The following is an 18,483-nucleotide window of genomic DNA, read 5'->3' as shown; positions in this document are numbered from 1 at the left end:
AAAGTTTTTTATTTATTAACTAATTCTGCAGTAAAATATTTTCCTATTTTTAAAAAAGTAATATTATGACTAAATTAAATTTAGAAAGAAACAATATTAGAATTTTATTTATAGGTTATATTGTAATAGCCTTACTTGGTACGTTTATTCTTATGCTTCCTATTATGCATACTCAACCTATCACATTTTTAGATGCTTTTTTCACAAGCGCTTCTGCGGTAAGCATGACAGGACTTATTGTATTAAATACATCATTAGATTTTAGTTTTTACGGCCAAATAGTGATTTTAATACTCATTCAAATTGGTGGCCTAGGTTATATGAGTATAGCTATGGCCTTGTATATTTTAGTAAGAAAAAAGATGAGTTTTGGAGAAAAAAACCTACTAAGAGAATCCTTAATATATCCTCAACCTAGTGGCTTAGTAGATTTTTTAAAAAAAGTTTTAATCTTTGTTTTTACCATAGAGTTACTAGGTGCGATGTTGTTGTTTTTAAGATTTAAGCTTGACATGAGCTTAAGTAAAGCATTATGGGCTAGTATTTTTCACTCTATATCTGCTTTCAATAACGCCGGATTTAGTATATTTGAAACCGGGTTAGTACCCTACCGAGATGATTTTTGGATTAATTTTATCATCACTTCTTTGATTATTATTGGTGGTTTGGGTTATTTTGTTTTACTAGAATTATATTTTTTTTCCAAAAAACGCTTTGCTAATTTAAGTCTACACACCAAACTTGTCTTAAGCTCTAGTGTTATTTTGATTATTTTTGCAAGCTTAGTGGTGTTTTTATTTGAATACCACAATCCCAAAAGCATAGGTGAGCTTTCATTGTTTGATAAAATTATGAGTGCATATTTTACTGCAGTAAATTACCGTACAGCTGGTTTTAACACACTTGATTTTAGCACCTTTAAAGATGCAAGTTTATTTTTTGGTTCTTTGTTTATGATTATAGGAGGTGCACCCGGTGGAACCGCAGGAGGTATCAAGGTCACAACCATTGCTATTTTGCTAATTTATGCTTATTGGAGTATCAAAGATGGCGTTGTAAGAGTTTTTAACTTTGAAATACCTAGCAAAACGATCAACAAAGCTTTTGTTATAACTGTAAGCTCTATTGTCTATATCATCACATGTGTTTTAATTTTATCATTTATAGAAGATGATAAACATTTCTTGCATTTACTTTTTGAAACAAGTTCAGCGTTTGCCACAGTAGGTGTTTCAGTTGGCGATGGTGGAACTTTATCTTTAAGTGCAAATTTTAACCCATTTAGCAAACTTATAATCATTTTACTTATGTTAAGCGGTAGAGTTGGGGTGTTGGCGTTTTTATTTAGTATATTTTTCAAGGAAAAAGAAAAATACTTAAATTACCCAAAAGGAAAAATTATATTATGAAAAAAGAAATTTATGGCATCATAGGGCTTGGTAGATTTGGATCTGTTTTAGCAAACGAGCTGATTTGTCAAGGAAAAAAGGTTATTGTATCTGATATCAACGAAGAAGCAGTCAAAGAACTTCAAGATCAAGCAGATTTTGCTTATATTTTAGATTCTACCCATGCTATCGCACTAAAGGAAGCAGGTTATGCAAATGCTGATGTTGTTATCTTAAGCATAGGCGAAGATCTAGAATCTAGCATACTCACCTTTATGGCTTTAAAAGAAATTGGCGTAAAAAATATCATTGCTAAAGCAAACACCCCTACACATGGACAAATATTATCTAAGCTTGGAGTCAATAAAGTCATCTATCCTGAAAAAGAATCTGCTAAACGCTTGGCTAGAATTCTCATTGCAAATCCTAATTTTGAAATCATTGATCTTTCTGCTAACACCATTAAAGTGGCAAAACTCCTAGTGGATGAAAACTTAGCTGGAAAAAATTTACACACTATAGCAAAAAATTTAAAAGTCATAGCCCACAAACAGCATGAAACATGGAGTATAATGCCAAATTTGGATAATAAAGCTTATATCAATGATATCATCATGTTGCTTGGAACTCAAGAAGATTTTAAACAATATGAGTATTGATGGTGTCAAGGGGGAGACTTGAACTCCCGACCTCCGGCTTATGAGACCAGCGCTCTAGCCAGCTGAGCTACCCTGACATAAAAAAGAAGTTAAAATTATACTTTTATTTTTCTTAACATTTTATAAAATCAATATTTTCTGCATTTTTATACATTTTTTAAGTTTTTTGTGTTAAAAATACAAAACTACAAGCAAAAAAGGATTTTAATGCATATTCATTCAAATCATAGTAGTACTTTTTACATACCTAATTATCAAAACAAGCATAAAGAAGAAATTAAACAAGATAATACTGAAAACGAAAACTCACAAACTATACAAGATAACAAAGACAATCAAGAAAAAGATGAAAAAACACAAAAAGTCAATGGTAAAGATCTAAGCAATGAAGAAGTAAAACAAGTAAGAGAACTTGAAAAAATAGACCGCGAAGTTAGAGCACATGAAGCAGCACATCAAGCTGCAGGTGGAGCTTTAGCAGGTGCTGCAAGCTTTGGTTATACAAGAGGACCTGATAATAAAATGTATGCGGTAGAAGGGGAAGTTCCTATAAGAATGCAAAAAGGCAACACCCCTGAAGAGACTATCGCAAATGCTATGCAAGTAGTTGCTGCTGCGATGGCGCCAGCTGATCCTAGTCCGCAAGATTACAAAGTAGCAGCCAATGCTATGCAAATGCAAAATGAAGCCCGCTTAGAACAATCTAAAATAAAAGCAGAAGAACTAAAAGCACAAAATGAAGAAAATAAAAACAACCAAGAAAACAATGCTAATTCAAAAGCCATAAAATCATATACTCAAAATATTTCACAAGATTACATAGGAAGTCAGTATAATAAAAGCGCATAATGGCAGAGAGGAAGGGATTCGAACCCTCGGTGAGTTGCCCCACACACGCGTTCCAGGCGTGCTCCTTCGACCGCTCGGACACCTCTCTAAAAAAGAAAATTATAGCTTATTTTTTTAAATTTACACTAAAGGAACCCGATGAAGCATTTATATTTTTGCTTTTTAGTGGCATTTTTCTTCACTGCTTGTTCTAACCACGCTAACACCAATCTTAATTTTGAAAAAGCTTTCATTCATCAACAGTGCAACAAAAACACCCTCGCCTTAAAGAACGCCGATAAAGACAGTATTTACAACGGATTAAATCTAGCCTCTTTAGCAAGGGTTTGCAAAGACTATGTTCAAAGTAATGCATTTTTTGATAAAGCAGAAAAGGCTTATAAATTTGATGTAGATTTGCAAAATGACATTCAAAAAGTTTCAAGAAATTTGAGTGAGCTTTTATTAAATGATACGATTTATGATTATCAAGGTTATTTTTATGAAAGAGTTATGCTCAATACTTATAAAGGTTTAAACTATATGAGTTTAGGGGATTTTCAAAACGCAAGAGTTGAATTTAATAGAGCCTTGTATCGACAAGATAGACTAAAAGAGCATTTTTACTCATATATACAAAAAGCTCAAGAAGACTACAAAAAAGAAATTCAAAAAGACAAAAAACTATATGCAAGTTTTTATCAAAATTTAAACCCCATCTACAAACAATACGATAATCTACTTAGCAATTTTAATGCTAGTAAAAACTACATCAATACCTACACAACCTATATAAGTGCTTTATTTTTCTTTTTTGATCAAGACTATTTAAAAGCTTATGATTTGTTAAAAGAAGTTGCACTAAGCCAAACGAACAACCAAGAACTACAAAAGCAATTTCAGCTATTTGAAACCCTTACTCATATTCAACCAAACACAAATAAACAAAAATACATTTTTATCGTTTATGAAAATGGACTAAGCTCCACTAAAGAAGAATTCAATCTTATATTGCCTTTTGTATTCAATGATAATCTTGCTAATATCAGCATAGCCTTTGCCTATCTTAAAGCAAGAAATTCCTCTTATCCTTTTTTACAAAGCCAAGATCAAAAAACGCACAATTTGATTTATTTTGATGATATTATTGTAAGTGAGTTTAAAACTCTTTTACCTTCTATAGTATTAAAAACTTTGGTTTCAAGCGCTCTTAAAACTTCAATCAATCTAACCATAGCCAATAATGATTCAAGTGGATTTTTATCATTGATTAGCACAGTTAGCACAGCACTAACAAATAAAGCTGATCTTAGAATGTGGCAAGCTTTACCAAAAAGTGCTAGTATTTTAATGCTAAAAAACGAAGGCTTGGTACAAATTTATGATGATCATCAAAAATTAATCTTTGATGATAAGCTAGAAAAAGATAAAAACTATATCTTACTAGTAAGATCTTTCATGCCTCATTCTAATGTTATTTATAAGATTAAAGAAAAATAAGGAGATAAAATGAAAAAAAGCCTACTTTTTACTTTTTTTGCCATTTTTATTTTTGGTGCTTGTTCTTCTCAACCTAAATACACTGATGGCAAAGCTTCGCAAAAAGTGCAAGGTAATGCACTTACCTTGGGACTAGATAGAGAGGACTTTGAAAACACAGCTAAGGCAATGATAGAAAGTATGTTAAATGATCCTGCATTTGCAAATTTAAATGCTCAAAACAAAAAAGTACTTGCCATAGGTCGCATTATCAACGATACCCCACAAAGAATAGACACTGATAAACTCACCGCAAAAATCACAATAGCACTAAGAAAATCAGGTAAATTTGTACTCACTACCGCAGTAGCTGCAGGTGGAGCTAAAGATAATCTAACACACGAAATAAGAAATTTAAGAGAAAATGATGAATTTAATCAAAATACCATTGCTTCCAAAGGCACCATCTTAGCACCTAACTTCTCACTCTCTGGAAAGATTAGACAAGATAGTGTAAAGCTTTACAATGGCAAAATTCAAAGTGAATATTTCTTTCATCTCATTCTTACTGATTTAACAAGCGGCTTAGCGCTTTGGGAAGATGAAAAAACAATCGACAAGACTGGTACAAGCAAGAGTGTCACATGGTAAAAAAATTCTTTTTACTTTTTTTAACTCTTGTGTGCATGTCTCATGCACATAGCGCCCTTAATAAAGAAAGCTACGGGGAAGGCTTTGGTGCCACAAGAAGCGAAGCGATTAAAAATGCTATCAATGAAGCTTTGGGTAAAACAGAAGGATTAAGACAAGTTAAACTTAAAAAATTTGAATTTAAATTTAACGGTAATTTTAACATAGGTTATGATGAGGAGATTGATCTAATTAGCAATGGAGTTTTTAATAGTTATGATATCCAATCTCTTACCCAAACAAGCCAAAATGAATTCCGCGCAAAAGTAGTAATTTACAACAAACTCTACAATGATAAAAGCACTGAAGATAGATGTTCTTTAATCATTATAAATCAAGTAAAAGATGAACTTTCTGCTAAATTTGAACAAGAATTGCTAAGTGTTTTATTTCAAACTAAAAAATTTAAAATTCTAGATAGAGCAGATATTGAATTTCGTGGTCAAGAAAAATCATCACTTATTGCTGGTGCTAGCGATGAAGATCTTATTAAGCTTTTTAAAACATCAGGCGCAGACTATTTACTCATCTTACAGCCCAAACTACAAGAACTCCAAGATGAAGGCACAATGCAAAATTATAACATTAGCATTAATTATCGCTTGATAAGTTTTTCAACAGCACAAATTAAAGCCTCTAATACTTTGGAGTTTAAAATGGTTTCTACAAGCACTCCAAGTCAACAAAAAGCACTACGTGGGATAGCAACAAAAATCACAGATGATATATTTAAATACTCCCAAAATCCTATGTATGCAAAATCTACAGAAAGCATTCAAGAAAATTCTACAAGTGATGAAAATTTTAACGACGAAAAAGTAGTAGAATTAGGCTTATAAAATGTAAAAGCTTGGAGTATTAATGCAAAATTTTAGGATGTATAAATAGGAGATAATTCTAACGAATTTCATAAAAAATTATACATCCTAAATCAAAGGATGACTAAACATACAAATGGTGATTATATTTTAAATATTACTTGTGAAAATGGAAATTTTTCCGCTTATATGTGTAAAAAATATAACACTAATGTTTATGCTTTTGACTATAGCGATCAATAATAAAACTAGCAAAGATGAAAAATTTTTACATAGAATTCATTTTTCAAACCATAAACGCTAGTGGCAAAATAGCTTCATAATGGATGTATTTTTAAATAAAGAATTTCCTGAAATTATAATTGTCCAAGCAAGGAAAATTAGTTTTTAGCTTGCAAAAACTCACATCTTTTGCAAAGTTCTGCTTTTAAAACTCCTTGTTTAAATCCTTCTTTTAGCTGTGTATACAAAGGAGATTTCAAAAGCTCATTAAACTCATCTTCAAAACAATTGCCAAGCTTCATATCTGCTTGAGTATCTAAGCAACAAGGCACCAAACTCCCATCGCTTAATATGGCGATTTGACCATTTAAAGCATGACAAATACCTTCATGACGTATGACTTTATCTTTCAAAGAAGGCCATTTAAAAAGCTTAGCTTGGTGTAAGATAATGTGCCTTTCTAAACGATTTTTTACTTTTTGCCTTTGAATGAAAACCTGAAAAGTCGACTCTAAAAAATGATAAATTTTTTCATTTTCTAAAGGTGGGTTAAAATCATGATCTAAATTCCAAAGTCTTAAATTCACAAAAGAATCTAATCTTTTCTCCAAGTGCAAAAAAATCAAACGCAAAATAGGCTTAAAATATTCCTTTATATCTACTCTACTTTGCGCTAAAAAAGCTCCTAAGGAAATATTAATTTGCCTAATATTTTTTGAATTTAAAAGCAAGGTAATTTTTTCCTCATCTAGATAAAACCCGCTCGTAGTTAGCTCAATACACATATCATATTTTAATGCAAGCTCTAAATACTCTTTTAAATTTGTCACCCTTAAAGGATCTCCTAATACATGAAAAGTAAAAAGCTTGGCGCGATGATGTACGCTTTTACAAATTTTTTCAAAATTTTCTAAACTCATGAGTTTACGCTGTGCTTTTTGACTAGGACAAAAATCGCATTTTAATCCACAAATATCGCTTAGTTCTATATAGATTTTTTCAAACTGCATCGACACTCTTTTTATAAATTTCAAAAGCTTTTACAGCAAGCTTTGAAAGCGTTAGCTGCTCTAACTCTTTATCTAAAACCGCCTTAAAGCCCTGATCTTTAAATTGATCATCTTTTAAAAAATACACTCTAGCATTGATTTTGTATTTTGTATAAGTATGTTTAAACTCACCTAAATAACTTGCATTTTTTTCACCCTTGTATGTTAGAAAATTATACAAGTTAAAATATAATTTTTCTTTACTTTGCTCTAATAAAAAATATTGATTTTTTTGAACTATTAAAATATCTAAAGTGATGTTTTGGTATTGAATTTTTTTGCTTGTATGGAATTTTTCATACTCATTTTTTCCGCTACAAAACTCCTCTAAAGGACAAAGTTTACACTTTGCATTTTTAGGCAAACACAGCAAAGCGCCTATATCTAGTAAAGCTTGATTATGTTCAAATGGATTTTTATGGTTTAACAACTCTTTTGCTTTTTGCATTAAAAGTTTAGAGTTTGGATTTTGCAAGCTATAAAATCTACTCAAAACTCTTTTGATGTTTGCATCTACAAAAGCTTGAGCTTGCAAAAACCCAAAACAAGCTATAGCGCCTGCTGTATACTCTCCAATACCAGGAAGAGTTTGTAACTTTTCAACATCTGCTGGTAATTTTGCACCCCATTTTTGCATACAAATTTTTGCACATTGATACAAATTTCTAGCTCTAGTGTAGTAGCCAAGTCCTTGCCAAGCTTTCAAAACCTCATCTTCACTAGATAATGCAAGAATTTTTAAAGAAGGAAATTGAGCTAAAAATTGAAAATAATAATTTTGCAAAACACTTTTCACTTGAGTTTGTTGCAACATAATTTCACTCACATAAACAGCATATGCTATGTCAATATGCTTTAATCTTTCTAAGTCATCTACCTTAGCATACTTTTTATACCGATCATGTAAAATACGCCAAGGCAGATCTTTCCTACCATTTTGATCATACCACTTTAAGATATTTTCGTGAATTTTTTGCATTAAGACTTTCTTTGTTTTTTAAAAATTATACAATCAATTCTTAAAAGCTTTATGTTAAAATTAAAAAAAATGTTTTAAAAGGATAAAAGATGAAAAGTTTTTTAAAAGGTTTAGGACTAGGACTACTTTGCTTGATATTATTTGTTCTAGGAGTAGTTTTTAATACAGAATTTTTAGGTTTAAAAAACCATGATAAACAAAATATAGAATTTTCAAGAAACATCGAAGTATCTAATGAAATTATGCCAAATATCTTTAATGCTACTTTAAATTTTAGTGCAAGTAAAGAACTTAGTGAAAAAACTCTCATTTCTAATGAAGAAAAAAACTACATCGCTCAAACTTTTAAAGAAATCTCAGATCGCATTGCAAAAGAGCATTATTGCAAGGGCGGAAGCTATACTTTAGAGCCAAGCTACAATTACCATCAGGGCAATAAAACTTTAAATGGATATAGATTATATTCTAACTTCACTTGTCAAATTCCACAAAATAAAAGCAAAGACTATGAAAACCTTGTAAAAGATATAGAAAACATTAGCGCTACTAATACACTCATTTCTTTTAACACCAAAGCTTTACAAGTTGGTTTTGATGAAATGATTTTAGAAACAAATAAAGAAAAATTATATGATCTTGCGCTAAAAAAAGCTTTTGAAAAAGCTCAGTATTACTCTAAAAGTTTAGCAAAAACTTGTACAATGAAAAATATACATTTTGACAATGATGGCATTAAATACCGCGGTCCTAATTTATCAGCAAGCGCAGATAACATTGTGTTGCCTATTGTGCAAAGTGAAAAACAAAGCTTAAAAGCTGATGTGCTTTTTGTTTGTTATTAAATTTCATTTTGGCTTTATTTTGAGGTTTTATAATTTCTCGTCATTAAACAAAGGAGAAATAAATGAAAAAAACCATGAAGTTACTAATTGCTAGTTCGCTAATTGCTTCATTTGCATTTGGCGCTGATTTTTCTAAAAAAAGCAATGAAGAAATTTTAAATCTTGCAAAAAATGTAAGCGCGCAAGATCAAGCCGATCTAGTCATAGAGATGAAAAAAAGAATGAATGAGATGAAATACAAAGATGCAAGAAATTTCCAACAACAATTTAGAACCAACTTGCAAGAAAACCTTTCTAAACTCTCTCCGCAAGAAAGAAGCCAAAGAAAGACTATAGTCCAAGATGACATGCAAAAACTAACTGATACAATGAGTGGAAAAGAAATAAGGGAATTAAACCTACATCACCATGGTAAAGGTATGCATGGCTTAACCCACAAAGGACATCATGAACATAAAACACACCATGAAAACTGCATGATGAGATAAAATGGCAGCAAAAATCTTACTTTTAGAAGATGATTTAAGCTTAAATGAAATTATAAGCGATGCTCTAAATGATGAAGGCTTCAAAGTCTCTTGTGTATATGATGCACAAGAGGCGCTTGATAAAGCTTATGAAGAAAATTTCGATCTTTGGATTTTTGATGTTAAAGTCCCCAAAGGCAATGGTTTTAAAGTGTTAAAAGAACTTAGAGAAAGCTCTAAAAACACCCCTGCAATTTTTCTAACCTCTTTATCTATGCTTGATAATGTAAAAGAAGGATTTTCATCAGGTTGTGATGATTATATTAAAAAGCCTTTTGATATCGATGAGTTGATTATTCGTGTTAAAAATATCATTAAAAGAAATTTTCATCACCAAAAAGAAGACCTCATCATACTTAATCCTGACAAAAATATCTCTTTTGATCCAATCAATAAAACCCTTTATCAAGATAAAAACATCATCAACCTTACCAACAAAGAAAAAGAACTCTTAGCTTTACTTTTAAAAAAACGCCCTCATTTTGTAAGCTTAGAAAGCATTTTTGAAGCAATTTGGAATTTAGATGAAGAGCCTGTGATCATGAGTCTTAGGGTATATATAAAAAATTTAAGAAAAATTCTCGGTAAAGATCTTATCATCAACCAAAGGAATATCGGATATGCGATTAGGTTAGAAAATGAAAAGTGAAAATTTCAACCATACTATTTTAAAGATTTTAGCACTATATATCATTACAAGTGGTGTATTTTTGACGATTTTTTTCATTACTTTTTACCAAAAGGAAGCCAATTTTATACGGTTAAATCAAATCACCCACTCTTACACTCATTTTAACTATATCTTGCAAAACATCATCGAAGCAAGACACGAAAGAAGCTTTTTAACCTCAGAAGACTTTGCATATCTTTCCAAAAAACTCAACACGCAATTTGCCATCATCGCAGAAGATCAAATCATTTTCAGCAATCTAAGTTTTAACGCTCTAGATATTTTAAAACAATTGAAAAAAAACAATTATATTTACAATCAAAACCAACGATTGTTTATAGATTTTTTAAGAATTCGAAATCTTGACACCTATGTTGATACCAAAAATATCAAAAAACCAAGGCACCATTCTCATTTTTTAAAACATAAGAATATTTACATTATTATCGAAATCAACGATCTTGGATTCAAAAAAGAACAATACTCCAAAGACAATTACAACAACCTAGACATCAAAGACTTTGCTGGTGAACTTTGGAAGTTAAAACTAAAAACCATCTTTTATGCACTTATTTGCATTAGTATACTTGCTGCTATTGCTTATATATTGCTTTCACTAGTGTTTAAAAATATCAAAGAACAATTTCAAGCACTCAATGATTTCATTAAAGACACTACGCATGAAATCAACACACCTTTAAGTGTGATTTTAGCTAGTATTAAAAAATTTGATGATACCCATTTAGATCCCAACAACATCAAAAAACTAAACCACATCAAACTAGCAAGTAAAAACCTTAATCATATTTATCAAAATCTCATCGCCTTGAATTTTTTCATTCAAAAAGAAAATACCAAAGAAGATATCAAACTAAAAGAATTAATCGAACAAAGACTAGAATATTTTGAAAGCTTAATCTCTCAAAAAAATCTAACCATAGAAAAGAAATTACTAGAGCAAAATTTCCACGCCAATAAAGAAGAAATTCAAATTTTATTTGACAATCTCTTAAGCAATGCTATAAAATACACCCATACTCATAAAAAAATTTATATTTCTTTACAACAAAATATGCTTAGTATTAAAGATGAGGGTCAAGGTATGAGCGCTAAAGAAATTACTCAAATTTTTACACGCTATAAACGCTTTAATCAAGACCAAGGAGGTTTTGGTATAGGTTTAAATTTAGTCAAGCAAATTGCAGATAAAAACAACATCAACATAAAAGTAATAAGCAAGGAAAACAAAGGAAGTGAATTTATACTTTCTTGGCAAGGATAAAAATGGAAATTTGTTTAGATCAGATCAAAATCGAACCATCATGGAAAGAATTTCTAAAAGATGAATTCTTAAAACCATATTTTTTAGAAATCAAATCGCATTATATTCAAGCACTTCATGCAAAAAAAACCATCTACCCACCTGCGCATTTAACCTTTAATGCTTTTAATCTTACCCCTTTAAAAGATCTAAAAATCATACTTTTAGGGCAAGACCCTTACCATAATCCAAATCAAGCTATGGGATTAAGCTTTAGCGTGCCAAATGGAGTAAAAATTCCACCTTCTTTGCTAAATGTCTACAAAGAATTATATCAAGATCTTAATATACCCATAGCAAAACATGGAGATCTTAGCAAATGGGCTAAGCAAGGGGTTTTGCTTTTAAACTCTATCTTAAGTGTAGAAGCTAACAAACCTGCCTCGCACGCTCATTTTGGCTGGCAAAAATTTACCGATGCGGTTATATCTAAACTTAGCGATGAAAAAGAGGGTTTGATATTTTTGCTTTGGGGAAATTATGCTAAAAATAAAAAATCTTTAATCAACATGCAAAAACATTATATCTTAGAAGCAGCACACCCTTCTCCATTAGCAAGAAATGCTTTTTCAGGTTGCAAACACTTTTCCCAAAGCAATATCATTTTGTCAAAACTTTCTAAAACGCCAATTGATTGGGATTTAAATTCTTGATTTGCTTCGTATTTTAAAAACATATAAAAATAAACCGCAAAACATCAACTTTTAAGCCTTTAAGCTTAAAAGTTCTTATAATTTAATTTTCACAATCGCATTTTCTGCCATTTTTGGCACCCATAAATATTCTCCATCAAAAAACATATCCGCAGGCCCTTGAATATAATCTAACTTTAATTTTTCTTCCTTATTATCTTTTATCTTGTAGATATAACCTTGTAAATTTTTACCCCAACTTGACACTAAAAGATTTTTATTTTTATCATATACTATACCATCAAATTGTTCTATTTTTGAACTTAATTCTTGAATTTTTTTAGATTGTAAATCTATACAAATCACCTTTCCACCTGATTTATCACTTGGATCATAACCAGCTACAAGCAAGGAGTTTTGATCTACCAATAAACCATTAGGACCACCGTATTTTGGATCTAAATGAATGAAATTTTCATATTTTTTTGTTTTTAAATACACTTTGTGAATATATCCTGTGCCCGTATCACTAACCAACAAAACATCATCATTTAAAACCGCTATATCATTTAAAAAAACCGCATTGTTTATAGGAAGTTTAAAAACCTCTTTTTTATTTACCACATCAAAACCATAAACTACATCAATATCCACCACATATAAAGTATTGCCTATTTTAGACATACCTTTTGGTGCATGAAGATTTTTAATAAACTCTAATTCTAAAATCTTTCCATTTGAATCTAGTTTAGATATAAATCCATCGTTATCTTTATCTAGCGGGGCTAGCTTTTTTCCTACATTTGACACATAAACTGTGTTTTGATCCACATAAACACTCTCAGGATGCGAAAATCCTTTAAATTCTTGAATTTCCAAAGCATTTGCACCGCAAAATGCAAACAAAGCCAAAGCTAAGATATTTTTTCTCATGATGTTACCTTTCTTAATTTTTATTAAGAAATTTTAATAAAAACACAAAGAAAAATCTATCACTTTTAAGATAAAAAATATAAGTTTTTTGATTTTTGTTCTTGTTTTGGAGTAATGCCGTATCGTTTTTTATATCTTGCTATAAACCATGCAGGCGAATTAAAGCCAAGCTCATGACAAATTTGAGTAATATTTTTCGTAGAAAATTCAAGTAGAAATTTAGCCTTTTCAAAACGCTTATTATCAAGCCATTCTTTTGCGCTAATGCCAAAACTTTGCTTGAAATTACGGCTAAAAGTTGCAATATCCATCTTGCTAAATTTTGCCATAGAAGCTACATTTTCAAAATCATTTTGGCAATATGCAAACATCTGATACAGTTCCAGCTTAAAACCACTTAAAACCATCTTTAAAAAAGCTAGAAATTCTGCATTATTCTCACTATACAATAAAGATAAAAATAATTCTTCAAATTTTAGCTTAAACAAATGCTCATTATAAACACAAGCACTATTTATACAAGGCAAAAAAGATTCAAATATGCTTTTTGTTATAAGATCAGCTTTTAAACTAAATAAGCTTTTATTGTATTTTGATGTATCTAGTTTTAAGATTAATTCTTTGTATTTAAAAACAAACTCCACCAAAATGCTTTCTTTAAAACATAAAATAATAGACTCGTACTTGCCTTCAGTATCAAGATAATCTCGAATCGAAAAAGAGTTCTTAGTAAAAAAAACAAGCTCATCTTGTTTCACACTAAAGTGATTATCCATACTATGGATACTTTTGCTTCCATTTAAAATATAAACCAAAGCATAATCTTCAAACAACACTTCTTGACTTACACAAGCAGAAGCATTTTTAACATACCAACACAAGGAAAATAAAGAATTTTTTACTGTATTTTTACTCATTTTTTCTAAGTCTTTTGGAAAAATCAATTTCTACCTTTTTTATAAGTTTTTTGATTATTGTAATTTATAAAAGACAATAAAAAATAATTTTTCCTTTCTAAATATATGCTACAATAAAACAATTTTTTACAAAAAGGAGAAATAATGAAAAAAATCATACTAGGTTCACTACTAGCATCAAGCTTTTTATTTGGAGCAAATTTAGAGAATTTTAATCCTAAAGCACAAAAAGAACATTTAGTTATCAAAATGCAAGTTCTTGACAAAAAAGCAAATAAAGACGCAGGAGAAATCGTAGCAGTGCAAACTCCTTATGGGGTAGCATTTTATCCAAATCTTCAAGGTTTAGAAAGTGGAATTCATGGCTTTCATGTACATGCAAATGCAGATTGCGGAGCAACCGATAAGGGTTTAGGAATGAAAGCAGGGGGACACTGGGATCCTGAAAAGACTGATGCACATTCAAGTCCATGGGACGATAAAGGTCACAAAGGTGATTTACCACCACTTTATGTTGAAAAAGATGGAAAGGCTACTAATCCTGTATTAGCACCAAAGATCAAAACCCTTGATGAGTTAAAAAACCATGCTTTAATGATACATTTTGGCGGGGATAATCACAGCGATCACCCAGCTGCGCTTGGCGGCGGGGGCGCTAGAATGGCTTGTGGAGTTATTCACTAACCATACTAAAGGCTTTTGCCTTTAGTATTATTTAAAAAGTTTAGTAAAATCAAAATCGCCCATAGAATCAAAACTTGTTCCACCAAAACTTTGGCTTGGACTATAACTAGCAATAGCCACTGCAAGTTCTGAAAGCATAGAAGCAATTTCTTCTCTTTTATCTTCGATATAAGCTTTCATACCTTCATAGTCGCTTGTTTCTAAAATTTTCAAAGGATTATAAATTTCAAACGCAAATGCCTTTGAGCCAACATTGACATTATAATTATTATCAAATAAAGCATTACCCAAAAAAGAACAATTATCTACTATCTTTAAGCTTTCACTTGCGATCAATACTTTATCTTGTACATCTTCATAATTTTTATCTTCTAAAATTTTTGAAATTTTTTTCAAAGAAGAATCTAAAATTTGCAACGCACCTACAAAATCATTTGCATCGGTGATATCTTCGCTAAATTTTTGTGTTTGGTGTTTTAAATTTGCACCTTCTATACTAGAACCTACTTGTCCTAAATGTTTTTGTAAGATTTCTAATTCATCTCTCATGATTACACCTTCCTTGTTATTGCTATAACAAGAAAAGCATTTTTTATTCCAAATTTTGACCAATCCAAAGCCTAAAATCTTTAGCAAATAGCATAAAAAGCTCATTGTAATTTTGGATCAAAACTTCAGGCGCATTGTCGGTTAATTTTTTTTCATAATAAAAATATTTACTAGCTAAGAGTTTTTTAGTATTAATATGCACCCAATTCAAACTAATGCCAAATTTTATTTTAGAATGCATCTCATCACTAAATTCTTGCTCTAGCACATCTACCTTACTTTCTAGTACATAGTCAGCACTTGCTAGGCTATCTTGATTTAATACTGCTTTAAATGCATTTAAATCTTGCAAGTGAAACTCTAAAAAATCTTTTATCATCAACGCGGGGTTTTGTTTCCAAAAATGATACGCATAGGCATTAACCATATGATCTTTTTTATAAAAAATTGCACTAGAATAATCCAAACCCTTAGGTAAAGCAACAATGATCGTTTTTTCTTTTTTATAATTTTGCTCTTGTGGTATTTTTTCTAAATTAATACTAAAATACTTATTTGCAGGCAAGGTTTGACTTGGCCCAATCAACGAGCAGGCATTAAAAAAAATCGCTACAACTATGGCATATAAAATTTTCATTGTGTTATTCTCCTGGTGCATATTGAATGTTTTTGTCTTTATAGATGATGTTTGAAGGATTTTGTTTTAAATTCTTCAATAAATGAGAAAAATCTAAAAACATCACTCTTAAAATATCTAAATTATCATTCAAAAGCATTCTACTTTTATTTAACTCAACCAATTGCAAATTAGCTTGATTTAAAAATTTAGAAAATTCATCTGAACTTTTAGCAACCTTAGTGCTTGTTTGGTTTAAATTTGCTAAGAAAACCGGAATTTGTGTGTTTAAATGCGCTGATAATTCTGATGTATTTTGTAAAATTTGTTCTATGTTTTTTAAATTTTTATCACTCAAAAGACTTTCTAGTTTTACTTTAGAAGTGTGCATTAACTCTAAGATATTGTTAGTTTGCTTGTCAATACTTGCAAAAAAACTTTCTTTTGAAGCAATGATAGGGTAAGTATCCTCATCTGCTTGTAACGGTGCAGCTTTTTCGCTTCCACCTGCTAGTTGTATAAATTTAAAACCTGTTATACCTTGAATTTGCAAACTTGCATAAGTGTCTGTTTTTATCACTAAATTAGAATCGAGTTTGACTAGAATTTTTACTCTTAATTCTTTACTTGAATTATCAATACTTATACTTTCAACACTACCAACATCAACTCCTAAAAATTTCACAGGTGCTTTTACGCTAAGCCCTGCGACTGATTCTTCCATGAAAATTTCATAATATTTGAAAGTTTTTTCATCTTTTAAATTTCCATACCAAACAATAAACAACAAGCTGATAAAAAATAATACACTAACAAAAATTCCTATTAGAATATAATTTGCTTTATTTTCCATTATTGCATAAACCTTTCATAAAGTCTTAGATTGTCTTTTTGCAATGTTTGCATATCACCCAAAAAACCCACTTTTTTATCTTCTATAATCAAAAAACGATCTAATACATTTTTCATACTATCTTTATCATGTGTGATCAAAATCACGCATAATTTAAAGCTTTGTTTTAAACTCAAAAGCAACTCATCAAATTCCCTCGAACTATGCGGATCAAGCCCTGAGGTTGGCTCATCTAAAAAAAGCAATTTGCTATCAAGCGCTAAAGCTCTAGCTATAGCAACTCTTTTTTTCATACCTCCACTTATTTCACTTGGATAAAGCCTTGCCACGCTCTCATCAAGTCCCACCATTTTTAGCTTCATCATAGCTATTTCTTTGATATCATTTTTGCTTAATTTTGTGTATTCTATTAAAGGTATGCTGATATTTTCAAGGATATTAAAAAAACTAAACAAAGCTCCATATTGAAAAACAACTCCCCATTGTTTTTGCAAAAATAAAGCATCATCATCGCTAATATTTTTTAATTTTTTTCCTAAAATTTCATACTCACCACCATCAAAATGTTCAAGCATTAGCATTTGTTTTAAAAGTACAGATTTACCACTACCACTACCACCTAAAATACCAAAAATTTCATTTTCTTGTATTTTAAAGCTGATATCTTCATGAATGCATTTATCTCCAAAATAAGTACTGATATTTTTAGCTTGTATGATCAAATTCCAGCCTTTGTTAAAAAGATAGAAAAAATCGCATCAAATGCTATCACCCAAAAGATGGCATTTACTACACTTTTTGTAGTATAAATACCAATACTCTCGGTTGTTTTTTGCACAAAAAATCCCCTAAAACATGCAATAGAAGCGATCAAAAAACCAAACATAGGAGCTTTTATCAAACCTATGATGATATGCTTTAACTCCACCGCTTCTTTAAAGCGACTCATAAATTCATTCATGCTAATTTCTAAACTTAGCCACGCCACGATAATCCCACCCAAAATACTTAAAATATCAGCCACGATTACCACCAAAGGCATAGCCAAACTCAAAGCCAAAACCCTAGGAAGCACGATAAATTCACTTTCTTTAAAACCCATGGTTTTCATAGCATCGATTTCATCAGTAAGCTTCATTACCCCAATTTGTGCTGTATAAGAACTAGCACTCCTACCAGCAATAACAATAGCACTAATCAACGGAGCCAACTCCCTAGTGGCAGAAATTCCCATCAAATCAACGATATAAATATTTGCACCAAATTGTGAAAGCTGATAAGCAGCTTGATATGCAAGCACCACACCCACAAGCAGTGAAGTTAACATAATGATAGGCAAAGCATTAATGGCAGAATTTTCCACATGATATAAAAATGCTTTAAAGCGAAGTTTTTTGGGATTTAGTAAAGTTTTAAAACAAGTATAAAAAATCAAACCTATAAAATTTAAAAACTGTATCAAAATTTCAAAAGAACTCACTACTCTTTTGCCTAAAATTTCAAAAAAATCTCTAATGCTTGTTTTATCTTCTTGTGTGTGATCTAAACTTTTATAGTGTTTTTGGCAAAGTTCAAAAAGTTTAGCATGTTCATTTTTAAGATGAATTCTAGTGACCATATGACCTTTTTGCTTAAACTCATTCTCCAAAGCTAAAAAGTAGCGAATTCCCGCAGTATCTATAAAATCTAAATGAGTAAAATCAAAAACGATATTTTTACATTCAGGAAGATCTAATGTGTGTTTTTCTCCGGCGTTAGTTTGATCCCAAGTGCCAAAAACACTAAAAACACATTCTTCGTTTTTAGTGTTTTTGATGATTTTATTTT

Annotated in this window: 21 protein-coding genes and 2 tRNA genes; 12 read left to right on the top strand and 11 right to left on the bottom strand. The window is 30.6% G+C overall.

The features are described from left to right. Positions 1-65: 65 nt before the first annotated feature. Entirely contained in the window at positions 66-1,409 is a 1,344-nt protein-coding gene (locus tag A0083_RS00815) for a TrkH family potassium uptake protein (RefSeq protein ID WP_197553413.1), read from the top strand. Beyond that, positions 1,406-2,047: a potassium channel family protein gene (locus tag A0083_RS00810; RefSeq protein ID WP_120760733.1), complete on the top strand. Its 642-nt coding sequence runs from the start codon at positions 1,406-1,408 to the stop codon at positions 2,045-2,047. The genes A0083_RS00815 and A0083_RS00810 overlap by 4 nt, the downstream gene beginning before the upstream one ends. Here A0083_RS00810 and A0083_RS00805 read toward each other — a convergent pair. Beyond that, positions 2,048-2,124, bottom strand: a tRNA-Met gene (locus A0083_RS00805). It lies immediately after the preceding gene. A gap of 130 nt (positions 2,125-2,254) precedes the next feature. Between A0083_RS00805 and A0083_RS00800 the strand changes: the two genes are divergently transcribed. Next, positions 2,255-2,896, top strand: a complete 642-nt coding sequence (locus tag A0083_RS00800; RefSeq protein ID WP_197553412.1) for a putative metalloprotease CJM1_0395 family protein — start codon at positions 2,255-2,257, stop codon at positions 2,894-2,896. On the opposite strand, the gene A0083_RS00795 is transcribed toward A0083_RS00800, so the two are convergent. After that, positions 2,897-2,984: transfer RNA gene (locus A0083_RS00795), tRNA-Ser, on the bottom strand. A gap of 50 nt (positions 2,985-3,034) precedes the next feature. Here A0083_RS00795 and A0083_RS00790 point away from each other — a divergent pair. The 3 genes from A0083_RS00790 to A0083_RS00780 are packed head-to-tail and all read left to right on the top strand — an operon-like array spanning position 3,035 to position 5,883. Next, positions 3,035-4,375 (top strand): hypothetical protein, encoded by a 1,341-nt coding sequence (locus tag A0083_RS00790; protein WP_197553410.1) that lies wholly within the window; start codon positions 3,035-3,037, stop codon positions 4,373-4,375. Between the two features lie 9 nt (positions 4,376-4,384). Then, positions 4,385-5,005, top strand: coding sequence for a penicillin-binding protein activator LpoB (gene lpoB, locus A0083_RS00785; RefSeq protein WP_197553408.1), 621 nt, complete (start codon positions 4,385-4,387; stop codon positions 5,003-5,005). Further along, positions 4,999-5,883 (top strand): hypothetical protein, encoded by an 885-nt coding sequence (locus A0083_RS00780; protein ID WP_197553406.1) that lies wholly within the window; start codon positions 4,999-5,001, stop codon positions 5,881-5,883. The genes lpoB and A0083_RS00780 overlap by 7 nt, the downstream gene beginning before the upstream one ends. A 359-nt stretch (positions 5,884-6,242) precedes the next feature. On the opposite strand, the gene A0083_RS00775 is transcribed toward A0083_RS00780, so the two are convergent. Next, on the bottom strand, positions 6,243-7,094 hold the full coding sequence (locus A0083_RS00775) for a radical SAM/SPASM domain-containing protein (RefSeq protein ID WP_197553404.1): 852 nt from the start codon (positions 7,092-7,094) through the stop codon (positions 6,243-6,245). Continuing rightward, positions 7,084-8,112: an A/G-specific adenine glycosylase gene (gene mutY, locus A0083_RS00770; protein WP_120760727.1), complete on the bottom strand. Its 1,029-nt coding sequence runs from the start codon at positions 8,110-8,112 to the stop codon at positions 7,084-7,086. The genes A0083_RS00775 and mutY overlap by 11 nt, the downstream gene beginning before the upstream one ends. A gap of 89 nt (positions 8,113-8,201) precedes the next feature. Here mutY and A0083_RS00765 point away from each other — a divergent pair, with 89 nt between their 5' ends. From A0083_RS00765 to ung, 5 genes are all read left to right on the top strand, one after another. After that, a complete protein-coding gene (locus tag A0083_RS00765; protein ID WP_197553402.1) occupies positions 8,202-8,954 on the top strand; it encodes an SIMPL domain-containing protein in 753 nt (250 codons plus the stop codon). Positions 8,955-9,016: 62 nt separating this feature from the next. After that, positions 9,017-9,442 carry a DUF1104 domain-containing protein gene (locus A0083_RS00760; protein ID WP_120760725.1) on the top strand — a complete coding sequence of 142 codons (426 nt, stop codon included), beginning with the start codon at positions 9,017-9,019 and terminating at the stop codon, positions 9,440-9,442. A gap of 1 nt (position 9,443) precedes the next feature. After that, on the top strand, positions 9,444-10,130 hold the full coding sequence (locus tag A0083_RS00755; protein ID WP_120760724.1) for a response regulator transcription factor: 687 nt from the start codon (positions 9,444-9,446) through the stop codon (positions 10,128-10,130). Continuing rightward, positions 10,120-11,433 (top strand): sensor histidine kinase, encoded by a 1,314-nt coding sequence (locus A0083_RS00750; RefSeq protein ID WP_197553400.1) that lies wholly within the window; start codon positions 10,120-10,122, stop codon positions 11,431-11,433. The genes A0083_RS00755 and A0083_RS00750 overlap by 11 nt, the downstream gene beginning before the upstream one ends. Before the next feature lie 2 nt (positions 11,434-11,435). Further along, positions 11,436-12,125, top strand: coding sequence for a uracil-DNA glycosylase (gene ung / locus A0083_RS00745; RefSeq protein WP_120760722.1), 690 nt, complete (start codon positions 11,436-11,438; stop codon positions 12,123-12,125). 75 nt (positions 12,126-12,200) lie between these two features. Here the strand turns inward: ung and A0083_RS00740 are convergent, their stop codons facing one another. Both A0083_RS00740 and A0083_RS00735 read right to left on the bottom strand, forming a co-directional pair. Beyond that, entirely contained in the window at positions 12,201-13,037 is an 837-nt protein-coding gene (locus A0083_RS00740) for an ATP-binding protein (RefSeq protein WP_197553397.1), read from the bottom strand. Positions 13,038-13,102: 65 nt separating this feature from the next. Next, positions 13,103-13,981, bottom strand: coding sequence for a helix-turn-helix domain-containing protein (locus A0083_RS00735; RefSeq protein WP_120760720.1), 879 nt, complete (start codon positions 13,979-13,981; stop codon positions 13,103-13,105). Between the two features lie 117 nt (positions 13,982-14,098). Here A0083_RS00735 and A0083_RS00730 point away from each other — a divergent pair, with 117 nt between their 5' ends. Further along, positions 14,099-14,638 carry a superoxide dismutase family protein gene (locus A0083_RS00730; RefSeq protein ID WP_120760719.1) on the top strand — a complete coding sequence of 180 codons (540 nt, stop codon included), beginning with the start codon at positions 14,099-14,101 and terminating at the stop codon, positions 14,636-14,638. A 27-nt stretch (positions 14,639-14,665) separates the two neighbouring features. On the opposite strand, the gene A0083_RS00725 is transcribed toward A0083_RS00730, so the two are convergent. From A0083_RS00725 to A0083_RS00705, 5 genes are read right to left on the bottom strand one after another with little or no spacing between them, the layout of a single operon-like run. After that, positions 14,666-15,187 carry a flagellar FLiS export co-chaperone gene (locus tag A0083_RS00725; protein WP_052242955.1) on the bottom strand — a complete coding sequence of 174 codons (522 nt, stop codon included), beginning with the start codon at positions 15,185-15,187 and terminating at the stop codon, positions 14,666-14,668. A gap of 43 nt (positions 15,188-15,230) precedes the next feature. Next, positions 15,231-15,824: an ABC-type transport auxiliary lipoprotein family protein gene (locus A0083_RS00720; RefSeq protein ID WP_197553395.1), complete on the bottom strand. Its 594-nt coding sequence runs from the start codon at positions 15,822-15,824 to the stop codon at positions 15,231-15,233. Between the two features lie 4 nt (positions 15,825-15,828). Next, the gene (locus A0083_RS00715; protein ID WP_197553393.1) at positions 15,829-16,656 is read right to left on the bottom strand and encodes an MlaD family protein; all 828 of its coding nucleotides are present in this window, start codon (positions 16,654-16,656) and stop codon (positions 15,829-15,831) included. After that, the gene (locus tag A0083_RS00710) at positions 16,656-17,378 is read right to left on the bottom strand and encodes an ABC transporter ATP-binding protein (protein ID WP_120760715.1); all 723 of its coding nucleotides are present in this window, start codon (positions 17,376-17,378) and stop codon (positions 16,656-16,658) included. Before A0083_RS00710 ends, A0083_RS00715 begins: the two co-directional genes overlap by 1 nt. After that, positions 17,375-18,475, bottom strand: coding sequence for an MlaE family lipid ABC transporter permease subunit (locus A0083_RS00705; protein WP_442861599.1), 1,101 nt, complete (start codon positions 18,473-18,475; stop codon positions 17,375-17,377). The genes A0083_RS00710 and A0083_RS00705 overlap by 4 nt, the downstream gene beginning before the upstream one ends. Between the last annotated feature and the right edge of the window lie 8 nt (positions 18,476-18,483).

This window comes from Campylobacter sp. 2014D-0216, from assembly GCF_014931215.1.
Classification (GTDB): domain Bacteria; phylum Campylobacterota; class Campylobacteria; order Campylobacterales; family Campylobacteraceae; genus Campylobacter_D.
The sequence above is the reverse complement of the archived record's forward strand: the minus strand, read 5'-3'. Positions and strand labels throughout refer to the sequence as shown.